Below are 22,170 nucleotides of genomic sequence, written 5' to 3'. Positions count from 1 at the left end.
CGTTGGGCTGCGAAGCAGTCCCCAAATCTCTGATGTACCAAAAATTTTGTGAGTGCTACGCACTCAAACGGGGGCAAGCCCCCTCGCCACAGGCTCGCTCCCACATTATTGATCGGCAGTTTGCATGCCGGCGCGGGTGGGTTTGCCCAAGGCATGGGAGAAGAACCGTCCGGCTTCGGAGATCATGTTGCGGTGAATATCCTTGCGGTCGACGCCGTCGGCATCGGTACACAGTGCCGGCATGGCGGCGATCTGTTCTTCGTTGCACGGCGCCAGGAACACGAAGTGCCCTGCCCCGGCCAGCAATTTGAAGTCCGGTGCGGTCGGCAGTTTGCGCGCAAGCGCTGCGGCGTTTTTGTCGAACGCCACCAGTTTGTCGCCATCGCCGCTGTATAGCAGCACCGGCACATGCACGTCAGCCAAGGTATGGCGGCCGAACTTCAGACTCAGCGGCGCCATCAGCAGCAAGGCATGCACGCGCGGGTCCGCCACTGGCTGCAAATCATCGCGGTCGACGATCAGTTCGCCTTGCGTATTGCAGGCATCGTGATCATCCGGGCGCTCCTGGCAATAACGGCGCAGACGATCCAGATCGGGGGTGGCACCAGACAGAATCAGTGCAGTCTCACCGCCCGCCGAATAGCCAATCACCCCGACCTGCTCGGCATTGACGAAGGGCGCGAGCATCCGGTCGCTGAGTGTCGCGGTAATGGCTTCGGAAATCTGGATCGGCCGACCATAAAGATTGCTCAAGGTGCCGAGGCGGCTATGGTCTTTGGAGTTGTCGCCAGGATGGATCACCGCCACCACCACGAAACCCTTGCGCGCCAATGAGGTAGCGAGGTCGTGCAGGGCCAGCGGGGTTCCGGTGTTGCCGTGGGACAGCATCAGCATCGGGAAACGTCCGATGGCGACTTTGGTGTCTTCACCGGCTTCGACCGTGTAGCCCTCGAGCGTGCTGGAATGTTCCCTTTCACTGGACGGGTAAAAGGCAATGGCGCGCATCGGCTGCAAGTCCAGCGGATCGAGGAACGTCATCTCATGGAAGCCGACGCTCCAGTGAGGGTGCGGCGCAGGCGCGGCGTGCACTGAATTCAGGCTGCCGAGCAGGCAAATCAGTAGCGTTGCACAAAGACGCGCCATGGGATGCCCCACCTTGTTACCTGACCGCAGATGTTAAGCCTCGGGTGCATAACCTGGGCCAGAAACTGATCACCGCCAGAAACAAAAAACTCCGTACCTGGCCATCACGATGACCAGAATACAGAGTTTCAGGGGTATTGCCCGAGCTGTTTACGACTTTACGCAAGCCTTACGCGGCAGCGAACAATTGCTCGCTGATGTGCGCCTGGGCGTCGCTCATGGCTTTAGTGCGCACTTCATCACCGTAGGCCAGGCCATGGGCGCGGACGAACTCGATGTCGGTGATGCCGAGGAAACCGAACAGCACCTTCAAGTAGTCTTCGTGAGCAGTGCCGGTTGGTTGGCCAGCATGCAAACCGCCAGCGGTCGAAACGATGACCAGTTTCTTGCCACCGCACAGCCCTTCAGGGCCGGCTTCGGTGTAGCGGAAAGTCTGGCCGGCCACGGCGATGCGGTCGATCCAGGCCTTGAGCTGGGTCGGAATGGTGAAGTTGTACATTGGCGCTGCAATCACGACGGCATCGGCAGCGAGGAATTCGGCCAGGGTCTGCGCGCTCAGCTCGGCTTCGTGTTGTTGCGCGGCGTTGCGCAGCTCAGCGGCGGTACCGGCGGCAACCAGGGTGGTAGCGGAGAAATGGCTGATGGCATCGGCGGCCAGGTCGCGGTAAGTCACCGCTACGCCAGGCTCGGCGGCTTGCCAGGCTTTGACGACTTCGCCGCTCAACTGACGGGAAGCCGAGTTGTCACCCAGAATGCTCGAATCGATATGCAGTAATTTCATGTGGGATCTCCAAGGTGAGGATCGCCACCCGGCGATCTGATGGAGACAATCCTATCGACGAAACCAATAGCTGATTAGTCAGCAACAATGCGATAGTTCGTCTCACTGATAGAACAATCGGATTTAAATCATGCAAGACCTCAACGACCTCTATTACTTCGCCAAGGTGGTCGACGCCGGCGGTTTCGCGGCGGCCGGGCGTTTGCTGGGGATTCCCAAGTCCCGGTTATCGCGACGCATTGCCGAGCTGGAAGAACGCCTGGGCGCGCGCCTGCTGCAACGCACTACCCGCCAACTCAATCTGACCGCCGTGGGCGAGCGCTACCTGCGGCACTGTCAGGCGATGCTACTGGAAGCCGAGATGGCCGACGAAGCGGTGGCCAGCATGTCCAGTGAACCCCGGGGACGACTGCGGGTGTCCTGCCCTGTCGGGTTGGCCCACGAAGTGCTGCCCGGAATAATCAGTAATTTCCTGGAGAAATTCCCTCAGGTGCAACTGGAGGTGATGCTGCTCAACCGCCGGGTTGATCTGGTGACCGAAGGCGTCGATGTCGCCTTGAGAGTGCGGGATCTGGGTGATGAAGATCCATTGCTGGTCACCCGCCGCCTGCGTCAGGCACAAACCGTCATGGTCGCCAGCCCGGCGTTTCTTCGCGAGCGGCAGATCAAAACCCCGGACGACTTGAAAAACGTACCGATACTGGGCGCCCTGGAAGCCGATCGGCTGGTGCATCTGCGGATGCTCGACCAGCATGGCAAGGCCTGTGAAATGACATTCGAAGCCCGATTGGGAGTCGATGATTTTCTCGTGCGCAAGGCTTGTACCCTGTCCGGGCTGGGCTTTACCGTGCTGCCCATGATGTATTGCGAGCAGGAGCTGGAAAACGGCACGCTGGTGCAACTGTTGCCCGACTGGTCATTGCCGGGCGGCTGGCTGCAAGCCGTCTACCCTCATCGACGCGGGGTGATGCCAGCGGTGCGCGCCTGGATCGACCATTTGATCGAATCATTCAATGCTTGTGGGGACAAACTGTTATGAAAGCGCGATTAATGAGCGAAGAGGACGTCGCGCAATTTTGCCTGGCGCTGCCTGGTGCGCAGGAGGACTACAAGTGGGGTGGCGTGCGGGTGTTTTCGATTGCCGGGAACAAGATGTTCGCTTTGCAAAACCTGCGCGGACAGTCCCTGGCTTTCAAGGTCGACAAGGACCTGTTCCTGGGCCACTGCGACCGGCCGGGCATTCACCCGGCGCCGTATCTGGCCCGGGCCCAGTGGGTCATCATGGAAACGCCCTACCCGCTGGGCACCGAAGAACTGCAAGGCTTGCTGCAACGTTCCCACCAATTGGTGGTGAGCAAGTTGCCCAAGCGCACGCAGGTCGGCTTATTGCTTTGAAGCGCTTTAAAACAACGCAAACAGGTTAGCGCCCAGAAACAGCTGGTCGATCCAGAACACCTGATGCATCAGCACGATGAGCCAGAACACCAGTTGAAACGAGACTTTGCGGGTCTTGTGCCGAAACACTTGCTGGGCCAGCAAGGCGCCCGGCCAACCGCCCGCCAGCTCTACCGCGTGCAAGACGTTCTCCGGCGTGCGCCAACTGTCGGCGCGGGCCTTGTGTTTGTCGCTCCAGTACAGGAAAAACGCCAGCACGCTGACGATGCCGTAGGCCGCCAGGGGAATCACCGACACCCCGTGCAGCCATAGCGACACCGAGCCAAACAACGGCACTGCGCACAGCACAACGAATACCAGCAGTTTCAGCCGCAGGTTCTGCATGGCGCCCCCGGGCTTGCGTCCGGGGTTGTTGTTGCGCGCACCGGAATCGTTCATGGCTTGACCGCTGTCCAGTCGACCCAGCCGAATTGCCAAGTGGCCAGGATCACCAGGCCGAACGCGATGCGATACCAGGCGAACGCCGCGTAGCTGTGGCTGGCGATGAACTTGAGCAAGCCCCGAACGGCGATCATCGCAAAGACGAACGCCGTGACGAAACCAATGGCGAACACCGGAAAATCAGCCGGCACGAACAGGTCGCGGTATTTGTAGCCCGAGTACACTGCCGCGCCGACCATGGTCGGCATGGCGAGGAAGAACGAGAACTCGGTGGCCGTCTTGCGCGACAGCCCGAACAGCAAACCGCCAATGATCGTCGAGCCGGAACGCGAGGTCCCGGGGATCATCGCCAGGCATTGGGCAAAGCCGACTTTCAAGGCATCTTTCCAGGTGATGTCGTCGACGCTCTCGGCATGCACTTCATGCTGACGGCGTTCAGCCCACAACATGACGATCCCGCCCACGACCAATGCGGTGGCCACGGTAATCGGGTTGAACAGGTACTTGTGAATCAAGTCGGCGAAAATCACCCCCAATACCACGGCCGGAAGGAAGGCGATCAACAGGTTCGCGGTAAAGCGTCGAGCGCTGGGCTGCGTCGGCAAACCGATGACCACGTCGAAGATCTTGCGACGAAACTCCCAGACCACCGCCAGGATCGCCCCGAGCTGAATGATGATGTTGAAGGCCATGGCCCGCTCGCCCCCAAAGTTGAGCAAGTCCGCCACAATGATCTGGTGCCCGGTACTGGAAATGGGCAAGAACTCCGTCAACCCTTCTACAACGCCTAAAATCAATGCCTGAAAGGCCGTCCAAAGATCCATCAATCCCCCAAGAAGCAATACCCCCAGGCATGCTCCGTTAATAATTTGTAAAGCGTTAAACGCAATCAGCCTTGGCTGAAGCCCCGCGCGCGCAATATCCACACAAAACCGTAAAAACCTTGTGAAAAATCAACCTGGGCTCAGGTTTTTCCGTGCGGGGCCGAAATCCTATCAGACACGCCTCATTTACGCTGCCGCGTAATAGGACCTGAGTCGCATAGGCCCGAGCGGCAAAGTGTGGTTGGATGCTGGCGATCGTTTATGACAAGAACAAGAAAACGGAGTAACAGCGTTATGAACAGCTTGCGCAGTGTGTCGATCAGTCGACGCTTGTGGCTCATCTTGATCGTGGCCGTGGTGATGCTGTTGACGTTGGGCGTGTTGATGCTCAAGCAGATTCACGACGATCTCTATCAGGCCAAGGCCCAAAAGACCCAGCACGTGGTGCAGACCGCCAGTGGCATCCTCACCTACTATCAAGGCTTGGAAACTGCCGGCACCCTCACCCGCGACGCCGCGCAAAAGCAGGCACTGACCGCCGTGCGCGGTTTGCGCTACGACCAGAATGACTATTTCTGGATCAATGATCTGACGCCCGTCATGGTCATGCACCCGACCAATCCGAAACTTGAAGGCCAGAACCTTTCAACGATTCGCGACCCCGACGGTTTCGCGCTGTTCAACGAGATGGTCGCCATCGCCAAGGCCAAGGGTGCCGGCATGGTCGATTACCGCTGGCCGAAACCGGGCGCCAGCGCGCCGGTGGAAAAAACCTCCTACGTGAAACTGTTCGAGCCTTGGGGTTGGGTGATCGGCTCGGGCGTGTACATCGATGACATGCAGGCGGAGTTTTATGCACAGGTCTGGAAGGCGTCTTTCGTGGGCCTGGTGATTGCCCTGATCATGGCGTTGCTGGTGATCATGATTGCCCGCAGCATCGTGCGTCCGCTCCAGGAAACCGTGAACGCCATGGCCAACATCGCCAGTGGTGAAAGCGACCTGACCCGCAGCCTCGATACCCACGGCCAGGACGAAGTCACGCAATTGGCCCGGCACTTCAACGCCTTCACCGCGAAACTGCGCCTGGTGATCAGTCAGCTGCAGGTGTCCGCCGGCGCGCTGGGCCAGTCTTCCAGCGAACTGGGCAACGATGCCGCGCAAGCCCAGCGACGCAGCCAGCAGCAGTCGCAACAAATGGAACTGGTGGCGACCGCGATCAATGAAGTGACCTACGGCGTGCAGGACGTGGCCAAGAACGCCGAACACGCGGCCAGCGAAATGCGTAATGCCGAATCTGAGGCGCAGCAGGGACAGGTCAATATCGATGGCAGCTTGCAGCAGATCGACAAGCTGTCTGCGACCATCGATCAAGCCGTTGAAGTGATTCGTACGCTGGCCGCCGAAAGCACGCAAATCGGCAGCGTTCTGGAAGTAATCCGCTCCATCGCCGAGCAAACCAACCTGCTGGCCCTCAACGCCGCCATCGAAGCCGCTCGGGCCGGCGAGCAAGGTCGCGGGTTTGCGGTGGTTGCCGATGAAGTGCGCCTGTTGGCCCAGCGCACTCAAAAGTCGACGGCGGAAATCCAGTCGATGATCGAACGCCTGCAAAGCCATTCCGAAGCGGCGGTCAAGGTGATTGGCGACAGCAGCCGTGCGTCGCAACTGACCATCGAGCAGGCCGGTCTGGCCGGTGCCAGCCTGAATGCCATCGGCCAGGCCTTGCGCAACCTCAACGGGTTGAACGCCTCGATTGCCAGTGCGACGTTGCAGCAGGCCCACGTGGTGGAAGACATCAATCAGAACGTCACCCAGGCAGCCGGGTTGTCCCATAGCACGGCACTGGCGGCCGAACAGTCGAGCGTGGCCAGCGTTCACCTCAAGGAACTGAGCGAACAGTTGAACGGGTTGCTGAAGCAGTTTCGGGTGTAACCCTTCCCTGAACCCGGCATTGTCCCCCTGTAGGAGCGAGGCTTGCCCGCGAAGAACGCACCGCGGTTTTTCAGGTACTGCGCGTCATCGTTCTTCGCGGGCAAGCCTCGCTCCTACAGGGGCAAGCCCCATTCCCCACAATCCGGGTACAATTCGCCCCCCTCATTTTTACGACACCAAGGAACCTCCATGTCCGGGCTTGAACTGTTTGCTGCCGCCCTCGGCGTGATTGCCGTCTGGTTGACGGTCAAACAGAACCCCTGGTGCTGGCCGATCGGCCTGGTCATGGTGCTGTTGTATAGCTGGATCTTTTTCGAGGTGAAGCTGTATTCGGACATGCTGCTGCAAGTGATCTACGCCGCGTTGCAGCTCTACGGCTGGTGGCAGTGGACTCGCTCGGGGGTGACTCATGGTGGGCGGCAGGTCAGCCTGCTCGATGGCAAATCCACCGCGCTCGGCTTGGCCGTCGGCACGCTCGGCAGTTTGCTGCTGGGGGCCGCAATGGCTAATTGGACCGATGCCGCCCAGCCCTGGCTCGATGCGGCGTTGACCGGTTTCAGCCTGGTGGCGCAGTTATGGATGGCGCAAAAACGTTTGCAATGCTGGCCGCTGTGGATCGCGCTGGACATCATCTTTGTTGGCCTGTTCATCTATAAAGCGCTGTACCTGACCGCTGGCCTCTATGGGGTATTCGCACTGCTGGCGGTGCACGGCTGGCGGACATGGCGCGCCGACCCGGCGTTGCGCACATGAAAGTCCTGGTACTCACAGGGCCTGAATCCAGCGGCAAGAGCTGGCTCGCCGCCGAACTGCAACAGCAATTCGGCGGCGCTCTGGTGGGCGAATACGTGCGCTGGTTCATTGAGCGGAAGGCGCGTGACACGTGCCCGGCCGATATCCCGGAAATCGCTCGCGGCCAGCTGCAATGGGAGGATGACGCCCGCGCCCTCGGGCCGCAGCTGCTGATTCTCGACACTCACTTGCTGAGCAACATGCTCTGGAGCCAGACCCTGTTTGGCGATTGCCCTGCCTGGATCGAGCAGGCGCTGCTGGCTCGGCACTATGACTTGCACTTGCTGCTGTCTCCCGAGCAGGTCGACTGGACGGACGATGGCCAGCGTTGCCAGCCGGAACTGGATGAACGCCGGGCTTTTTTCGACGCGACCCTGGCGTGGCTGGAACAGCATCGACAGCCTGTTCAAGTGCTTCAGGGCGATTGGGCCGAACGCCGGCTTCAGGCATTGCAAGCCGTCGCGCTGCTGCTCGAGCGCTGACCTTTCCCTATTTGGGCCAACACCCCACCCTAGGCGGGACCTGTGGGAGCGAGCCTGCTCGCGATTGGGCCATCACATTCAACATCCATGTTGACGGTCAGACCGCTATCGCGAGCAGGCTCGCTCCCACAGGGATTGCGCTTGACTTACTGGCACTCTCCTCCAGCATTTGTTGCAGTATTTTTGCAAAATACGTCCGTTCCTGAAACACCCCCTCCCTCTCGAACAGCCTGTTTCAACGCTGGTCATCTTGTTGTCATGCGATGTGTTAGAGCGCTGATACATCCCGCACAAAGCTTGGATCCAGTGCTATTGCGATCTCTTATCAATATTGCCGTCCCGATGGCTGTCTCAGACCTGAAACACCCTTTCATCGATCCACTAGCGTTGATCGATAACCCTCTGAATTAAAACAACAATCAAAAACCGGCACAGCTTTCGCTCACTCCTTCCACAACGCTGACCAGGACCAGCCACAACAAAGAAGGAATTGCCGCCGTGGGGAAATTTGATAGAAGCATCTACAGCCTCCTGCTGATCGGATGCGCACTGGGTTCAAGTGTCTGCCTGCCCGTACAGGCTGATAACGGCCTCATCATTATCAAACGAGATGTCCAGCCGCGCATGGCAACGCGTGCGCCGGTGATGCCCGACCCTGGCCCCACGACCGCCAATGCCAACCCGTCCAAACAAGTCCTCAGACAAACGGACGAGTTGAGCGACGGCGACTTTGCCAGCGTCGCCAGTGGTGCAGGCATCTCCCGCCTGGTCACTCAAAACACCAACAACCTGGGCGGCAATCTCACCAACCAGACCCAGCTTTCCAACCTCCCTGCCGGGCGCTCGGGAAATTCGGGCAACGGTATTGCCAACATGGTCAATTCAAACATCCAGCAAGGCCTGGGTGCTCTGAGAGTCGTAACGGGAGACCGTTAAGATGAATCGTACGCTGCTGATGATCGCCATGTTTTGCAGTGCATCGACCTTTGCCCAATCGCCCGTCATCAATAACGCCGACATCGACGGTTCGGGCATGCAGCACCAGGGCGTCCTCTCGGTCAACCAGGCGGCGGGCGATCAGCAGCAACAGGCCAACGCCCGCGCCATCGCCATTGGCAACAACGCCAGTGCTACCACACAGATTCGCCAACGGCTGCGTACGCAGGTCGACCCCAGGATCGATGCCCGATCCAGCATTCAAGGCGACTCCTTCAGCCACGGCAACGGCGTACTGGGCGTCAACCAGAGCGCGGGCGCGAGCAACCAGCAAGCCAACGCCCTGCGGATAAGCGTCAGTACACAGCCGCAAAGTATCGACGACAGCGTCCTCATGCAGCAAAACGTGGCGCTGATCACCAACTCCGATCCAACTGACTCTGCACCAGGCTATCGCCAGGTCGCTACCAGCGATCAGGCCTTCACCGGTAGCCGTGGGGTGATCCAGTTGAATCAGAGCGCCGGGGTGGGAAACCGAACGGCCAACACCCTGAGCGTACGGGTCTCGGATTGACCCAAACAGGTAGAAACAACACTTAACCTAAAATAAGTACGGAGAATCACCATGAAACCTTCGATGGCACTAAAGCCTCTGGTTTTCGCAATTGCTGCGGTCATGGCTGTTGCTGTACAAGCGAACGATTGGCGTGACAATGACCACCACCATGGTCATAAACCCCCTCCTCCAACAAAGATCCCTGTCTATGCGACAGCCAATGCGTGGGATAACCAGAGCAGTACCGGCAACCGCATCCGTAACGAGGGGACGGTCAACGAAGCCGAGATGAGCAGCTCCGCCACAGGCGCCAGCGGCAACGTCGGTGTCAACGTGGCTGCCGGTAACGGCAACCAACAAGACAACGCGTCCGCCATCGCCAATGCTGCTTCAAACTCCAGTCAGGACAATAGCTTCGTGTTCGGCACTGCCGAAGCCACCGCCGACGTCACGCAATACAGCAACAACAACAGGGTCAACAACTTCGGCAGCACAGCCTCTGCCGTGATGGGCGGCTCGGGTAATGGCGGCAGCGGTAACATGGGTATCAACATTGCGGGTGGCGACCTTAACCAGCAGAAAAACACCATGGCAATTGCCAACACCAATGCCCCACTCGGTAACGCAACAGCCACCGCCTCTGCCGATCAACAAGGTCCTGGCCTGGTCGTGAATAACAACGCCGACCGGACGTACCGCCAGGATACGTTCACATTTACCAGAACGGCCAGCGGTAGCTCCTCTCGCGATAAGTCTTCCAATGTGAGCGTTGATAAAAGCGCTTCTTCGAGCTTTGACGAGAGTGGTTCCAGGAACTCTGAGGCGAGTGGTTCCAGGAGTGTTGATGTGAGCGGCTCCAGGAGCTCGGATAGCAGCTCTACTCGCAGTGCTTCTTTGAACGTTGATGTGGACGCTTCTGCGAACGCTACCAGAACGGTTACCTGGAATAATGGCAATGGCGATCGCACCCGCACCAGGACTGTCGACGCATCGCTTGACGCATCGATCGATGCAAATTTCGACGCATCGCGCGAAAGATCGAGCGATTCCTCGTTCGAAAGATCGTTCGATAAATCGTGGGAGAGATCGTCCGCCTCCTCGTTCGAAAAATCGGGCAGTAAAGAGTCCGAATCTTCGTACGACAAATCGAAAACTTTCAGTGAAAGCAGCTCTTTTGATTTGAGCAACACCTATTCCTATCAAGTGCTGACTCCAACTGGCTGGGCAAACCCTGTGACCAACACTGCAACCCTGAGCGGTTCGGTGAATGGTGGCAGTGGCAACCTCGGCGTCAACGTAGCTGCTGGTGTGGGTAACCAACAAAGCAACTCGCTGGCCATTTCCAACAACTCGTTCTAATTGCTGTCTCTGGAGGCCCCCTTACGGGGGCCTGTTTCAACACACCCAGAAGGCGTCCCACCATGCGCATTATCGCCTTGGCATTTTTGCTTTACGTGGCCAGTGTGAGCGAGGCTGCACAAATGCCGCTTTCCGTCCTGCCGGGCGGCGCTGTGGTGTATAAGCCGATCCAGAGCATGCGCGAGCGTAAATTTGCCGACCTGGTGCAGCAGAAAACCGACTTCAGTTGCGGCGCAGCTGCGCTGGCAACCATATTGCGCCAAGCCTACTGGCTGGACGTGAATGAAGAACAGATCATCCAAGGCATGCTGGCCCACTCCGATCAAGATCTTGTCCGCGTCCAGGGCTTCTCCATGCTCGACATGAAGCGTTACGTGGAAAGTATCGGCATGCGAGCCCGTGGCTACCGGGTAGCGCCGCAAACGTTGAGCGAAATCAGAATTCCAGTTGTGGTACTCCTGGATATCCGTGGCTACAAACATTTTGTGGTCATGCAAAAAGTCCATGAGGGCTGGGTCTATATCGGAGATCCGGTACTCGGTCATAAACGCTACAAAGTCGACGACTTTGTAAAAGGCTGGAACGGCATCATCTTTGCCGTGATCGGTCAGGGCTACGACAAAACCAATGCGTTGCTCGACCCGCCCTTGCCACTGACCGCCAAGAACCGCATCAACGCCTTCACCCCGGTGCGAGACGCAGAGTTGATGGATTTCGGATTCATCCAAAGCGACTTCTTCTAATGACAAGGAGCACGACGCTCCGGGAGCATCCAATGAAGACTCCACTCTGGCTAGCCATGGTTTGCCTGGCCGCCAGCCTGCCGACCCAGGCACAGACGTTCAAACCCATTGAACTGAAGGATCAGGAATTGGCGACCCTGCGAGGGCGCTATGTCATGCCGGGACGAATCATCAGTTTCGGCATTGTCATGACCAGCACTTGGCAAAATGCCAACGGTGAAGTGATCGGGGCAACGTCCTCGATGCAAATTCAACAATCGACCATCAAGCCACAGTTCTATGTGTCGATTATCAACGAAAAAGGTAATGGCTCAGCGCATTCGCAAGGCACCGGTACCGTCACTGGCGGTAGCGGCCTCAACAGCACCGAAGGCGTCACTCAAGTCGTGCGTGCTGCCGGCGACCATAACACTGCCTACAACAACGTGGATATCAACGTCACAAAGGCTAGCCAAGCGCCAGCAACGCAACAGCAGGGCCAGGCATTGGCCGCAGGCTCGACGTTGGTCGGCGCCAATGGCGCGGGTTCGCTGAGCGTTTCCTCGACCGGTACGGGTGTGCAATTCAACATCGTCGCCAACAACAACCAGGGCAGTACCGTACAACGCCTGGCCCAGGGTGGGCTGATGCAGAATACGACGTTGCTCGGCGGCGGCAACCAGGTCAACAACCTCACATCCTTCAATGTCGTGCTGCGTGACAACGCAACAACCGGGTCGCTGAATGGCAACCTGGACCAGCTAAGAGGTCTTCGCACTCTCGGATTCTGATCTACGCTCAGTGTCACCCGATGTAGTCAGAAGGGACGGCTAACCCATGCACCGATCGTTGACGTTTAGAGCTATCGTTTGTTTGAGTAGCCTGGCCCCGGTCACACTGCTATACGCAGCAACGGACCCCCAGGTTGAAGCACTAAAACAAGAACTCATGGAGTTGAAACAGCGGTACGAAGCACAACAGAACGCGCTGATGGTACTCGAGCAACGCGTTCGCCAAGTCGAAGAAACACCTGCGACACCGGCTCCCAAACGCTTGACCAAATCCCCCGCCGAAACGCCCAGGAGTGGCCAGACGGTGGCTGCCGGTGCGCCCGGAACCACAGGCAGTTCATACGGCCAGTCGCTCAAGGATGATTCGGCGCCTGCGCAAAGCGTTTCCAACCTGTATGACGAAGCCAGCGGCTTCTTCGGTGGCGGCAAGTTCAGCGTCGAAACCGGCCTGACCTACACGCACTACGATACCCGTGCATTGGTGCTCAACGGCTTCCTGGCACTGGACGCGATTTTCCTCGGCAACATCAACCTCGACCGTATCAAGGCGGATAACTGGACCCTGGACCTGACCGCCCGCTACAACGTGGCCCAACGTTGGCAGTTCGACATCAACGTCCCCGTGGTGTATCGCGAATCAACGTATTCCTCCGGTGGCGCCGGTGGCGCAGGCCCGGTGACGTCGGACGCAACCGTGACCCGCGACCCGACCATCGGCGATGTGAACTTTGGCGTTGCCTACAAGTTTCTGGATGAGTCGGCCAATCTGCCCGACGCGGTCGTTACACTGCGCGTCAAGGCGCCGACCGGCAAGGACCCTTACGGCATCAAGCTGGTCAATGACCCGAACAACGATAACCTCTCGGTACCCGAGGACTTGCCGACCGGCAATGGCGTCTGGTCGATCACCCCGGGCATCTCGCTGGTCAAGAGCTTCGACCCGGCCGTGCTGTTCGGCAGCCTGGCCTACACCTACAACATGGAAGACTCTTTCAGCGACATCAGCCCTCAGGTCAACTCCAAGGTGCCCGGGGACGTGAAACTGGGCGATTCCTGGCAGGTCGGCGCCGGCATTGCATTCGCCTTGAACGAGAAGATGAGCATGTCGTTCTCGTTCACCGATCAGTTCGCCCGCAAGAGCAAGATCAAGCCGGACGGTGGCGATTGGCAATCGATTTCCAACAGCGATTACAACTCGGCCAACTTCAACATCGGCATGACCCTGGCAGCAACCGATAACCTGACGATCGTTCCCAACCTGTCCATCGGCCTGACCGACGACTCGCCAGACTTTTCCTTCAGTCTGAAATTCCCGTACTACTTCTGACCGCCTCACTGCAATGGAAAAGGCCCGCTGCGATGGAAGTCGCAGCGGGCCTTTTCGTTTCACCCGCCCTAGCGGATTTGGTGCTTATGCAGCAATCGGTAAAAAGTCGGCCGCGACACCCCCAGAACTCTGGCGGCGACACTCAGGTTATCGCTGTGCCGGTTCAACACATCGCACAACGCCTGACGCTCGGCGCGGGTCTTGTAGTCTTCAAGGGTGCCCATCGGCGAAGCGGTGGCGTGTTGACTGAGCAACCCCAGGTCTCGCGCCTCGATCTGCCGTCCTTCGGCCAGAACCAGCCCGCGCCGTACCCGGTTGGCTAACTCGCGGACATTGCCCGGCCAATCGTGCTTGCCCATGGCGATCAGCGCGTCTTCGCTGAAGCTGCGAGGGCGACGGCCGGTTTCCTGGCTGTAGAAATGGGAAAAGTGGTTGGCCAGCATCGAGAGATCGCCATGGCGCTCACGCAGCGGCACGGTAATGACTTGCAAGACATTCAAACGGTAATACAGATCTTCGCGAAAGAGTTTCTTCTCAATGGCCGCTTCAAGGTCGACGTGCGTCGCCGCCAATACCCGCACATCCACCGGAATAGGCTGGTGCCCCCCTACACGCTCAATGTGTTTTTCCTGCAGGAAACGCAGCAGATTGGCTTGCAGTTCCAGGGGGAGATCACCGATTTCATCGAGAAACAACGTTCCGCCGTTGGCCGCCTCGATCCGCCCGACCTTGCGCTGATGAGCGCCAGTAAAGGCGCCCTTCTCATGGCCAAACAGTTCGGACTGGATCAAGTGTTCGGGAATCGCGCCGCAGTTTATCGCCACGAACGGTTTGCTGTGACGCTGGGATTGTCTATGCAGGGTGCGGGCGACCAATTCCTTGCCGGTGCCGCTTTCGCCGCGAATCAGCACCGGAGATTCGGTGGGTGCCAGTTTGCTCAGCAGTTTGCGCAGTTCGCGAATCGGTTTGCTGTCGCCAAGCAGTTCATGTTCAGGCTGATCGATATGAACCGTGCCCTGGCCGCGCAGGCGCGCCATGCCGAACGCGCGACCCAGGGTGACTTGAACCCGTGAGACATCGAACGGCAGGGTATGGAAGTCAAAAAACCATTCGCAGACGAAGTCCCCGACATTTTGCAATCGCAGGACTTCTTGATTAAGCACCGCAATCCACTCGGTACCGCTACGGGTGATCAATTCCTTGACGGCTTCCGGGCGCTCCAGATGAAAGGGCTGCAAACGCAACAAGCCGACATCGCAGGTTCGTTCGTTGGCGTTTTCCAGGGTACAGCTGTCAACATCCCAACCCACGGCGCGTAAACCCGGCAACAAACGGTGACAGTCGTCGCAAGGATCCACTACTAAAAGACGTCGTAAGGCAGGCGCTTCGATCATGACTGTTCCTTGACGCCAAATTTTAGGAAATATTATTAAAAACAGTCATTTGGCGGGCTTCGTTGTAACACTAGCAAGATTTTGACGCAGGCTTGTATCGATTGCTTATAGGGCGGTTTGCTTATTAGTTATAAGAAGCCACTTGATTAGTTGCCTAACGAGTTGAACCTTTCATTCAGCTTTCAGAAACGACCTGAATACCGAATCCAACAAAGAAAGTTGAAAATTCTTTTGATTCTGTGTGACCCAACCCCCGGTTGCGGACATCAGTACAAGTAACCAGCCGAACGGTAAGCCCAACCGACGGCACATCACTTGATTGGGCATACAGCGAGAAGATCCCATGAACGCCCCGCTCCGTATCAACGAAGCACTTTTGATTGCCGACCGCGCCTTCCAGCCCTTTCAATGCGTGGCCTGGGCTCTACAAGACGGTAGCGAACTAAGTCTGGCCATCATTGATCGCACCAACACGCGCATCAGCCGCAAACAGATTCCAAGCAGCGCCTACTCCGATCCGGCGCAACTTGAACATGTGCTGGAAGAAGCCCGTGCCGAGTTGAGCCAGGAAGGTTACAAGCTGCAATCGTGGTCCATGCCGCACTAATTGTTTTCGCGGATTACCGCTCGGTAATCCGCGCCCCCCACTTCCTCTTAGTTGACGATTTTTTATTGTCAGCTGCGTGACACCACTCACCTGTTTCAACTTCTAACCTGCCCGATTACTTGGCAGGCTTGGCAATGGTTCGAAAAGACATTGTTCTGGCACAAAACGCCCCTCCACCGGCTCATGAAGACAGTTGTGCGCCGAGTCATTCAGGGATTGAATGATGTGCTCATGCAGTCACCGTCCGGGCACCCGGATAAGGACGACTGGCAAGGAGATGCATGCATGTCACCCCAGCCTGCTTTTGCCTTACCTGCAACCGTGAATGGCGCCGAACGGCTCGATACGAGTTTCGCTGGCACCGGCAAGACTCAAGTGTATTTCGCCAGCAGTCTCTCCAGCATGGCCAATGACGTTGCGATTGATCACGTCGGCCGGTTGTTGGTGGCGGCAAAGGTCGGTACGCCGGGCGGCCAGCGCTTTGGCCTGGCCCGCCTGCTGGCGGATGGTTCGGCGGATCTGGCATTCGGCAAACAAGGCAGTATCAGCGGGCAGTTCGCACACGGCTTCGAGGCCATGGCTGGCAAGGTGCGGGTATTGGCCGACGGGCACATTCTGGTGGCCGGCCTGCACTACGAAAATGCACACCGTACGCTGCCCGCCCTGGCGATGTTTGATCAGCAGGGCTGCCCGGCTCAGGGTTTCGGCGACCATGGACGTTGCGTGGTGCGCCTGCCGGGAGATCTTTCCCGGGGCGCTCGCGACGCCTGGTTACCGCCCGGCGTGCCGAGCGCCGAAGCCTGTGATGTCTGTGTGCAGGACGACGGTCGAATCCTGCTGCTGGCCAATCATTACTTCGAACCGACCGATCACGTCGGCATGCTGATACGGCTCAACACCGACGGTTCTCTGGACAGCAGCTTCAACGGCCGCGGTTTCGTCATGGTTCGGCACTTGTTGATGAACACCCGGCTCAGCAGCCTGATGGTGCAGCGCGATGGCCGGATCCTGGTGAGCGGATCAATCAATTTTCCCGAGGAAGGTCTGCTGGCGCGTTATCACCCGGATGGGCGACTGGACGACAGCTTCGCCGTGGATGGTTTCATGACCTTCAAGGCACGGGAGCACAGCGCTCAGGTCTGCCAGATCGTCCAGCATGAAAGTGGTGACTTGCATTGTTTTGGCAGCAGTCGCGACCCGATGCTCTGCCTGTCTCTGAAAATCCACAGTAATGGTCGACCCGATATTCATTGCAACGGTGGCCAGCCAAAGCTATTGGGCGTCGACCGCAGCGGTTGCCACTGGACCGCCGCCGGGGTTCAGCCGGACGGATGTGTGCTGACAGTCGGAGCGACGGTCGGCGGGGTCGAAGCCGATTTCATTTTTGCCCGATATTTACCCAGTGGACAGCTGGATCGCAGTTTTGCCAAGGGCATCGGCTGGTGTCGCACACACCTGAGTCGCGGTTCGCATACCGCTACTTCACTGGCCATTCAGGCCAACGGCTGCATGGTCATCGGCGGCTATTCACTGGACGGAAACTGCCGCGCGGTCGTCGCGCGTTTTCGGTGTTAGGCCAACGTCATTTTCCTGCACTTGATCTTCCCTTCCTCTTACGGCAAGTTGCGCGCTTCTTAATACAAGGAGTAGCCGATGTCCGGCTCAATGGCCCAGGCCTTCGCGCACAATTTTCTCGGGCACTCACCCCGCTGGTACAAGGCAAGCATTGTCGGCTTCCTGATTCTCAACGCCCTGGTGCTATGGACGGTCGGTCCGGTGGCGGCCGGCTGGCTGTTGGTGCTGGAATTCATTTTCACCCTAGCCATGGCGCTGAAATGTTACCCGCTGATGCCCGGTGGGCTGCTGCTGGTCGAAGCGCTGCTGCTGAAAATGACCACGCCCCAGGCACTCTACGACGAGTTGGTGCATAACTTCCCGGTGATCCTGCTGCTGATGTTCATGGTGGCGGGCATCTATTTCATGAAAGACCTGCTGCTGTTTCTGTTCTCGCGCCTGCTGCTGGGGGTTCGCTCCAAGGCGCTGCTGGCGTTGATGTTCTGTTTCCTGTCGGCGTTTCTGTCGGCGTTTCTCGATGCGTTGACCGTGACCGCGGTGATCATCAGCGCGGCCGTGGGGTTTTATTCGGTGTATCACCGCGTCGCCTCGGGCAACGATCCGCGTCAGGACAGTGAGTTCAGCGATGACCGGCACTTGCCCACCCTCCACCATGCCGACCTCGAACAGTTCCGCGCTTTCCTGCGTAGCTTGCTGATGCACGGTGCTGTCGGCACGGCATTGGGTGGCGTGTGCACACTGGTTGGCGAGCCGCAGAACCTGTTGATCGGCCATGAGATGGGCTGGCACTTCGCCGAGTTCTTTCTGAAGATCGCCCCAGTGTCGTTGCCGGTGCTGGCTGCGGGCCTGGTGACCTGCGTACTGCTGGAGAAACTGCGCTGGTTCGGCTATGGCACGCTGCTGCCGGACAACGTGCGTACCGTGCTGGCCAACTACGCCGCCGAAGACAACGCCGAACGCACTTCACGCCAGCGCGCGGCGTTGCTGGTTCAAGGGGTGGCGGCGCTGATCCTGATTGCCGGGCTGGCGTTTCACGTCGCTGAAGTCGGCCTGATCGGTTTGATGGTGATCGTGCTGATCACCGCGTTCACGGGCATTACCGATGAGCATCGGATTGGCAACGCCTTCAAGGATGCCATGCCGTTCACGGCGCTGCTGGTGGTGTTTTTCGCAGTGGTGGCCGTGATTCACGATCAGCAACTGTTCACGCCGCTGATCCAGTGGGTGCTGGCGCTGCCGGCAGATCAACAGCCGGGCATGTTGTTTATTGCCAATGGCTTGCTGTCGGCCATTAGCGATAACGTGTTCGTAGCGACCATTTACATCACCGAAGTGAAGCAGGCGTTCATCTCCGGCCACATGAGCCGCGAGCACTTTGAAACCCTGGCGATTGCGATCAATACCGGCACCAACCTGCCGAGCGTGGCAACGCCCAATGGCCAGGCGGCGTTCCTGTTCCTGCTGACCTCGGCGATTGCACCGCTGATTCGCCTGTCGTACGGGCGAATGGTGTGGATGGCGTTGCCTTACACCGTGGTGATGGGCGTGTTGGGCTGGTATGCGGTGAGCTTTTGGCTTTGAGGTGATCGGTCTGACGCCTTCGCGGGCAAGCCTCGCTCCTACAGGAGTGGCGTCGATCATGCCCTCCCTTGTAGGAGCGAGGCTTGCCCGCGAAGAACGATAACGCGGTTCAGACCGAACTCAGGATAAACCGCTCGATCGCCTGGGCTGCGCCGTCTTCGGTATTGGCCCCGGTCACCACGTCGGCCTGACGCTTCACCGCCTCTTCCGCCTGCCCCATGGCGATCGACAACCCGGCCCGGTGAAACATCGCCGGGTCGTTGCCACCGTCACCCATGGCGGCGGTCTGTTCCAGCGGCACCCCGAGAAACTCGGCCAGGGTCGCCAATGCCTCGCCCTTGTTGGCTTTCATCGCCGTCACGTCCAGATAGATCGGTTGTGAACGCGAGACCTGCGCCTGCCCTTCGACCTTGGGCAGCAACTGCGCTTCCAGTTCGATCAACAGTTCGGTGTTGCTGCTGGCGGCGACGATTTTGTCGATACGTGCCATGCAAGGCTCGAAACTCTCGACCACCACCGGCGGATAACCCAGGCCGTGCTGCTCTCGCGGGACCATCGGGCCGTACTGATCCTTCAACAGCCAGTCGCCGCCACTGAATACCCAAACCTCAATGTCCGGCTGATCGGCAAACAGCGTCAGCGCCGTCAGCGCTGCCGTGGCCGGCAAATAATGCGCAACCAGCAAACTGCCGTCCGGATTTACGAGGGTGCCGCCATTGAAGGCCGCCGTCGGCAGATCGACACCCAGGGCTTCGATCTGTTGCAACATGGCTTTGGGCGGACGCCCGGTGGCCAGGCTGAACAGCACGCCGGCCTCGCGCAAGGCACGGACTGCGTCGATCGTGCGCTGGCTGAGGCTGTGATCGGGAAGCAGTAACGTGCCGTCCATGTCACTGAGCAGAAAACGGATGGGCTGTTGCGTTACGTCACTCATCCGACGCTGTGCCAGACGCGGCCGTCGCGGGTCAGCAGCTCGTCAGCGGCCTTTGGCCCATCTTCGCCCGCCGCATAGCTCTGCACTGTTGCGTCCTGCTGCCAGGCGTCGAGGAATGGCTGCACGGCGCGCCAGCCGTTCTCGATGTTGTCGGCGCGCTGGAATAGCGTCTGATCGCCAGTCAGGCAATCGTAGATCAACGTTTCATAGCCAGTGGACGGCTGCATTTCAAAGAAATCCTTGTAGGCAAAACCCAGCTCGATGTTGGCCATGTTCAACGCCGGCCCCGGCCGCTTGGCCAGCAGGTCGAACCACATGCCTTCGTTGGGCTGGATCTGGATCCGCAGATAGGTCGGCTGCAACTCATCGACCTCGGTATCGCGGAACTGCGCATACGGCGCCGGCTTGAAGCAAATGACAATCTCGGTATCGCGCGCGCTCATGCGCTTGCCGGTGCGCAGGTAGAACGGCACACCGACCCAGCGCCAATTGTCGATCATCACTTTGAGCGCGACATAGGTTTCGGTCGTGCTGTCGGGCGCCACGTTGGCTTCCTGGCGATAACCGGGCAGCGGCTCGCCACCAATCTCGCCGGCCGCGTATTGGCCACGCACCGAGTTGGCTCGCGCTTCCTCGGTTGTCCAGGGGCGAATCGCGCCGACGACTTTGGCTTTCTCGCCGCGTACTGCATCGGCGCCAAACGCGGCCGGCGGTTCCATGGCCACCATCGCCAACAATTGGAACAGGTGATTGGGCACCATGTCCCGCAGGGCGCCGGTGACTTCATAAAAACTGCCACGGGTTTCCACGCCGACGGTTTCGGCGGCGGTGATTTGCACGTGGTCGATGTAATGGTTGTTCCAGAAGGCTTCGAACAGGCTGTTGGAGAACCGGCTGACCAGAATGTTCTGCACGGTTTCCTTGCCCAGATAGTGATCGATCCGGTAGATCTGCTTTTCCGTCATCACCTTGAGCAGGCACGCGTTCAAGGCTTCGGCGGTGTGCAAGTCGGAGCCGAAAGGTTTTTCGATCACCACCCTCCTGAACGCTTCAGGGGTTTCTTGCAACAATCCGGCAGCGCCGAGCCTCTGCACCACTTCGCTGAAAAAGCGCGGCGCGGTGGCCAAGTAGAAAATCGCATTGCCAGTACCGCTGGCGGCGATTTTCGCCGCCAGCGCTTCATAGGTGCGTTCGTCAAGGAAGTCGCCCTGGACGTAGCTGATGTGCTTGGCCAGTTTGGCCCACAACGCCGGGTCAAGGGCTTGATCGCCCTTGCCGACCTTGGCCGCCACTTCCGCCCGAATGAAATCTTCGAGTTTTTTGGCGAAGGCTTCGTCACTGATGGCGTTGTGATCAACGCCGATGATCCGCAGTCCATTTCCCAGCAAACCGTCGCGACTCAGGTTGTACAGCGCCGGCATCAGCAGACGCTTGACCAGATCACCATGGGCACCGAACAGAAACAGCGTGGTCGGCGGTGCCGGTTCAGCCTTGGATTTCCTGCGGATCACATGGGTCATTTTTTCGAGGTCTCCACATGGCCGCCGAAGCCGAAGCGCTGGGCAGAGAGAATCTTGTCACCAAAGGTGCCTTGCCCGCGTGAACGGTAGCGCGAGAACAGCGAGTTCGACAGCACTGGCACGGGCACCGATTGCTCCATGGCGGCTTCGATGGTCCAGCGACCTTCACCGCTGTCAGCCACCGAACCGGAGTAACCATCGAGTTTCGGGTCGCTGGCCAGGGCGTCGGCGGTCAGGTCGAGCAGCCAGGACGACACCACGCTGCCACGACGCCAGACTTCGGCGATGTCGGCAACGTTCAGGTCAAAGCGCTGATCTTCCGGCAGGTTGGTACTGGCCTTGGTCTTGAGAATGTCGAAGCCTTCGGCGAAGGCCTGCATCATTCCGTACTCGATACCGTTGTGGATCATCTTCACGAAGTGCCCTGCACCAGCGGGGCCTGCGTGGATGTAACCGCGCTCGGCGCGATCATCTTCCGATTTGCGGTCCTTGGTGCGAGGAATGTCGCCCATGCCCGGGGCCAGGGATTCGAACAGCGGGTCGAGGCGCTTAACGGTCTCGGCATCGCCGCCGATCATCATGCAGTAGCCGCGTTCCAGGCCCCAGACGCCACCGGAGGTACCGACGTCGATGTAGTGCAGGCCTTTTTCCGACAAGGTTTTGGCCCGGCGGATGTCATCCTTATAGAAGGTGTTGCCGCCATCGATAATGGTATCGCCAGCGTCAAGCAAGGTGCTCAGGGTGTCGATGGTGTCTTCGGTGGGTGCGCCGGCGGGCAGCATGACCCAAACTGCGCGCGGTTTGGCCAGGCCAGCGACCAGGGCTGGCAAGTCGGCAACACCGGTGGCGCCTTCTTCAGCCAGGGTGTCGACAAAGGCGCTATTGCGGTCGTAAACAACGGTGGTATGCCCGTTGAGCATCAGGCGCCGCGCAATATTACCGCCCATGCGGCCCAGTCCAATAATCCCGAGTTGCATGTACTGATGCTCCCTACTACAAATAAAGTGTGTCAAAGGTTATAGCCCAACGCGACTAATGAGGGTTAGTCCAGAGCGCTGGCACATAGTTTCCGGGCATTGTG

Annotated in this window: 22 protein-coding genes; 14 read left to right on the top strand and 8 right to left on the bottom strand. The window is 58.8% G+C overall.

Going from position 1 to position 22,170, the window contains the following annotated elements; genetic code table 11:
- Positions 1-105: 105 nt before the first annotated feature.
- Positions 106-1,143, bottom strand: coding sequence for an alpha/beta hydrolase family protein (locus PMI30_RS12310; protein ID WP_008010810.1), 1,038 nt, complete (start codon positions 1,141-1,143; stop codon positions 106-108).
- 169 nt (positions 1,144-1,312) lie between these two features.
- A complete protein-coding gene (locus PMI30_RS12315; protein WP_008010809.1) occupies positions 1,313-1,924 on the bottom strand; it encodes an FMN-dependent NADH-azoreductase in 612 nt (203 codons plus the stop codon).
- Between the two features lie 130 nt (positions 1,925-2,054).
- Here PMI30_RS12315 and PMI30_RS12320 point away from each other — a divergent pair, with 130 nt between their 5' ends.
- Complete coding sequence (locus PMI30_RS12320) at positions 2,055-2,963, top strand: LysR substrate-binding domain-containing protein (RefSeq protein ID WP_008010808.1); 909 nt, start codon at positions 2,055-2,057, stop codon at positions 2,961-2,963.
- Positions 2,960-3,319: an MmcQ/YjbR family DNA-binding protein gene (locus PMI30_RS12325; protein ID WP_008010807.1), complete on the top strand. Its 360-nt coding sequence runs from the start codon at positions 2,960-2,962 to the stop codon at positions 3,317-3,319. The genes PMI30_RS12320 and PMI30_RS12325 overlap by 4 nt, the downstream gene beginning before the upstream one ends.
- Positions 3,320-3,325: 6 nt before the next feature.
- On the opposite strand, the gene PMI30_RS12330 is transcribed toward PMI30_RS12325, so the two are convergent.
- Together PMI30_RS12330 and PMI30_RS12335 are read right to left on the bottom strand one after the other, a co-directional pair.
- On the bottom strand, positions 3,326-3,757 hold the full coding sequence (locus PMI30_RS12330; RefSeq protein WP_008010805.1) for a DUF1294 domain-containing protein: 432 nt from the start codon (positions 3,755-3,757) through the stop codon (positions 3,326-3,328).
- On the bottom strand, positions 3,754-4,584 hold the full coding sequence (locus PMI30_RS12335; protein WP_008010803.1) for an undecaprenyl-diphosphate phosphatase: 831 nt from the start codon (positions 4,582-4,584) through the stop codon (positions 3,754-3,756). The genes PMI30_RS12330 and PMI30_RS12335 overlap by 4 nt, the downstream gene beginning before the upstream one ends.
- A gap of 294 nt (positions 4,585-4,878) precedes the next feature.
- On the opposite strand from PMI30_RS12335, the gene PMI30_RS12340 reads away from it, so the two are divergent.
- The 9 genes from PMI30_RS12340 to PMI30_RS12380 all read left to right on the top strand — a co-directional run bounded on the left by PMI30_RS12340 (position 4,879) and on the right by PMI30_RS12380 (position 13,478).
- The gene (locus PMI30_RS12340; RefSeq protein WP_008010801.1) at positions 4,879-6,513 is read left to right on the top strand and encodes a methyl-accepting chemotaxis protein; all 1,635 of its coding nucleotides are present in this window, start codon (positions 4,879-4,881) and stop codon (positions 6,511-6,513) included.
- 189 nt (positions 6,514-6,702) lie between these two features.
- Positions 6,703-7,266: a nicotinamide riboside transporter PnuC gene (gene pnuC / locus PMI30_RS12345; RefSeq protein ID WP_007897345.1), complete on the top strand. Its 564-nt coding sequence runs from the start codon at positions 6,703-6,705 to the stop codon at positions 7,264-7,266.
- The gene (locus tag PMI30_RS12350) at positions 7,263-7,787 is read left to right on the top strand and encodes an AAA family ATPase (protein ID WP_008010798.1); all 525 of its coding nucleotides are present in this window, start codon (positions 7,263-7,265) and stop codon (positions 7,785-7,787) included. Before pnuC ends, PMI30_RS12350 begins: the two co-directional genes overlap by 4 nt.
- Before the next feature lie 498 nt (positions 7,788-8,285).
- Positions 8,286-8,723, top strand: coding sequence for a hypothetical protein (locus PMI30_RS12355; RefSeq protein ID WP_008010796.1), 438 nt, complete (start codon positions 8,286-8,288; stop codon positions 8,721-8,723).
- Between the two features lies 1 nt (position 8,724).
- Positions 8,725-9,297: a hypothetical protein gene (locus PMI30_RS12360; protein ID WP_008010795.1), complete on the top strand. Its 573-nt coding sequence runs from the start codon at positions 8,725-8,727 to the stop codon at positions 9,295-9,297.
- A 51-nt stretch (positions 9,298-9,348) separates the two neighbouring features.
- Positions 9,349-10,638, top strand: a complete 1,290-nt coding sequence (locus tag PMI30_RS12365; protein ID WP_008010794.1) for a hypothetical protein — start codon at positions 9,349-9,351, stop codon at positions 10,636-10,638.
- 62 nt (positions 10,639-10,700) lie between these two features.
- A complete protein-coding gene (locus tag PMI30_RS12370; protein WP_008010792.1) occupies positions 10,701-11,381 on the top strand; it encodes a C39 family peptidase in 681 nt (226 codons plus the stop codon).
- 32 nt (positions 11,382-11,413) lie between these two features.
- On the top strand, positions 11,414-12,151 hold the full coding sequence (locus PMI30_RS12375) for a hypothetical protein (RefSeq protein WP_008010789.1): 738 nt from the start codon (positions 11,414-11,416) through the stop codon (positions 12,149-12,151).
- Positions 12,152-12,197: 46 nt separating this feature from the next.
- Positions 12,198-13,478 carry a transporter gene (locus tag PMI30_RS12380; protein ID WP_008010786.1) on the top strand — a complete coding sequence of 427 codons (1,281 nt, stop codon included), beginning with the start codon at positions 12,198-12,200 and terminating at the stop codon, positions 13,476-13,478.
- A gap of 68 nt (positions 13,479-13,546) precedes the next feature.
- On the opposite strand, the gene PMI30_RS12385 is transcribed toward PMI30_RS12380, so the two are convergent.
- Positions 13,547-14,872, bottom strand: a complete 1,326-nt coding sequence (locus tag PMI30_RS12385) for a sigma-54 dependent transcriptional regulator (RefSeq protein WP_008010784.1) — start codon at positions 14,870-14,872, stop codon at positions 13,547-13,549.
- A 343-nt stretch (positions 14,873-15,215) separates the two neighbouring features.
- On the opposite strand from PMI30_RS12385, the gene PMI30_RS12390 reads away from it, so the two are divergent.
- The 3 genes from PMI30_RS12390 to nhaB all read left to right on the top strand — a co-directional run bounded on the left by PMI30_RS12390 (position 15,216) and on the right by nhaB (position 18,635).
- Positions 15,216-15,479, top strand: coding sequence for a hypothetical protein (locus PMI30_RS12390; RefSeq protein ID WP_007897359.1), 264 nt, complete (start codon positions 15,216-15,218; stop codon positions 15,477-15,479).
- Positions 15,480-15,764: 285 nt separating this feature from the next.
- The gene (locus PMI30_RS12395) at positions 15,765-17,054 is read left to right on the top strand and encodes a hypothetical protein (protein WP_008010782.1); all 1,290 of its coding nucleotides are present in this window, start codon (positions 15,765-15,767) and stop codon (positions 17,052-17,054) included.
- Positions 17,055-17,132: 78 nt separating this feature from the next.
- Complete coding sequence (nhaB, locus tag PMI30_RS12400) at positions 17,133-18,635, top strand: sodium/proton antiporter NhaB (RefSeq protein WP_008010781.1); 1,503 nt, start codon at positions 17,133-17,135, stop codon at positions 18,633-18,635.
- Positions 18,636-18,744: 109 nt separating this feature from the next.
- Here the strand turns inward: nhaB and PMI30_RS12405 are convergent, their stop codons facing one another.
- From PMI30_RS12405 to gnd, 3 genes are read right to left on the bottom strand one after another with little or no spacing between them, the layout of a single operon-like run.
- Entirely contained in the window at positions 18,745-19,569 is an 825-nt protein-coding gene (locus tag PMI30_RS12405; protein WP_008010780.1) for a Cof-type HAD-IIB family hydrolase, read from the bottom strand.
- Complete coding sequence (gene zwf / locus PMI30_RS12410; protein ID WP_008010778.1) at positions 19,566-21,089, bottom strand: glucose-6-phosphate dehydrogenase; 1,524 nt, start codon at positions 21,087-21,089, stop codon at positions 19,566-19,568. The genes PMI30_RS12405 and zwf overlap by 4 nt, the downstream gene beginning before the upstream one ends.
- The gene (gene gnd / locus PMI30_RS12415) at positions 21,086-22,066 is read right to left on the bottom strand and encodes a phosphogluconate dehydrogenase (NAD(+)-dependent, decarboxylating) (protein ID WP_008010777.1); all 981 of its coding nucleotides are present in this window, start codon (positions 22,064-22,066) and stop codon (positions 21,086-21,088) included. The genes zwf and gnd overlap by 4 nt, the downstream gene beginning before the upstream one ends.
- Positions 22,067-22,170 lie beyond the last annotated feature (104 nt).

This window comes from Pseudomonas sp. GM50 (assembly GCF_000282375.1).
GTDB lineage: Bacteria > Pseudomonadota > Gammaproteobacteria > Pseudomonadales > Pseudomonadaceae > Aquipseudomonas.
This window is presented reverse-complemented; position numbering and strand designations above follow the sequence as displayed.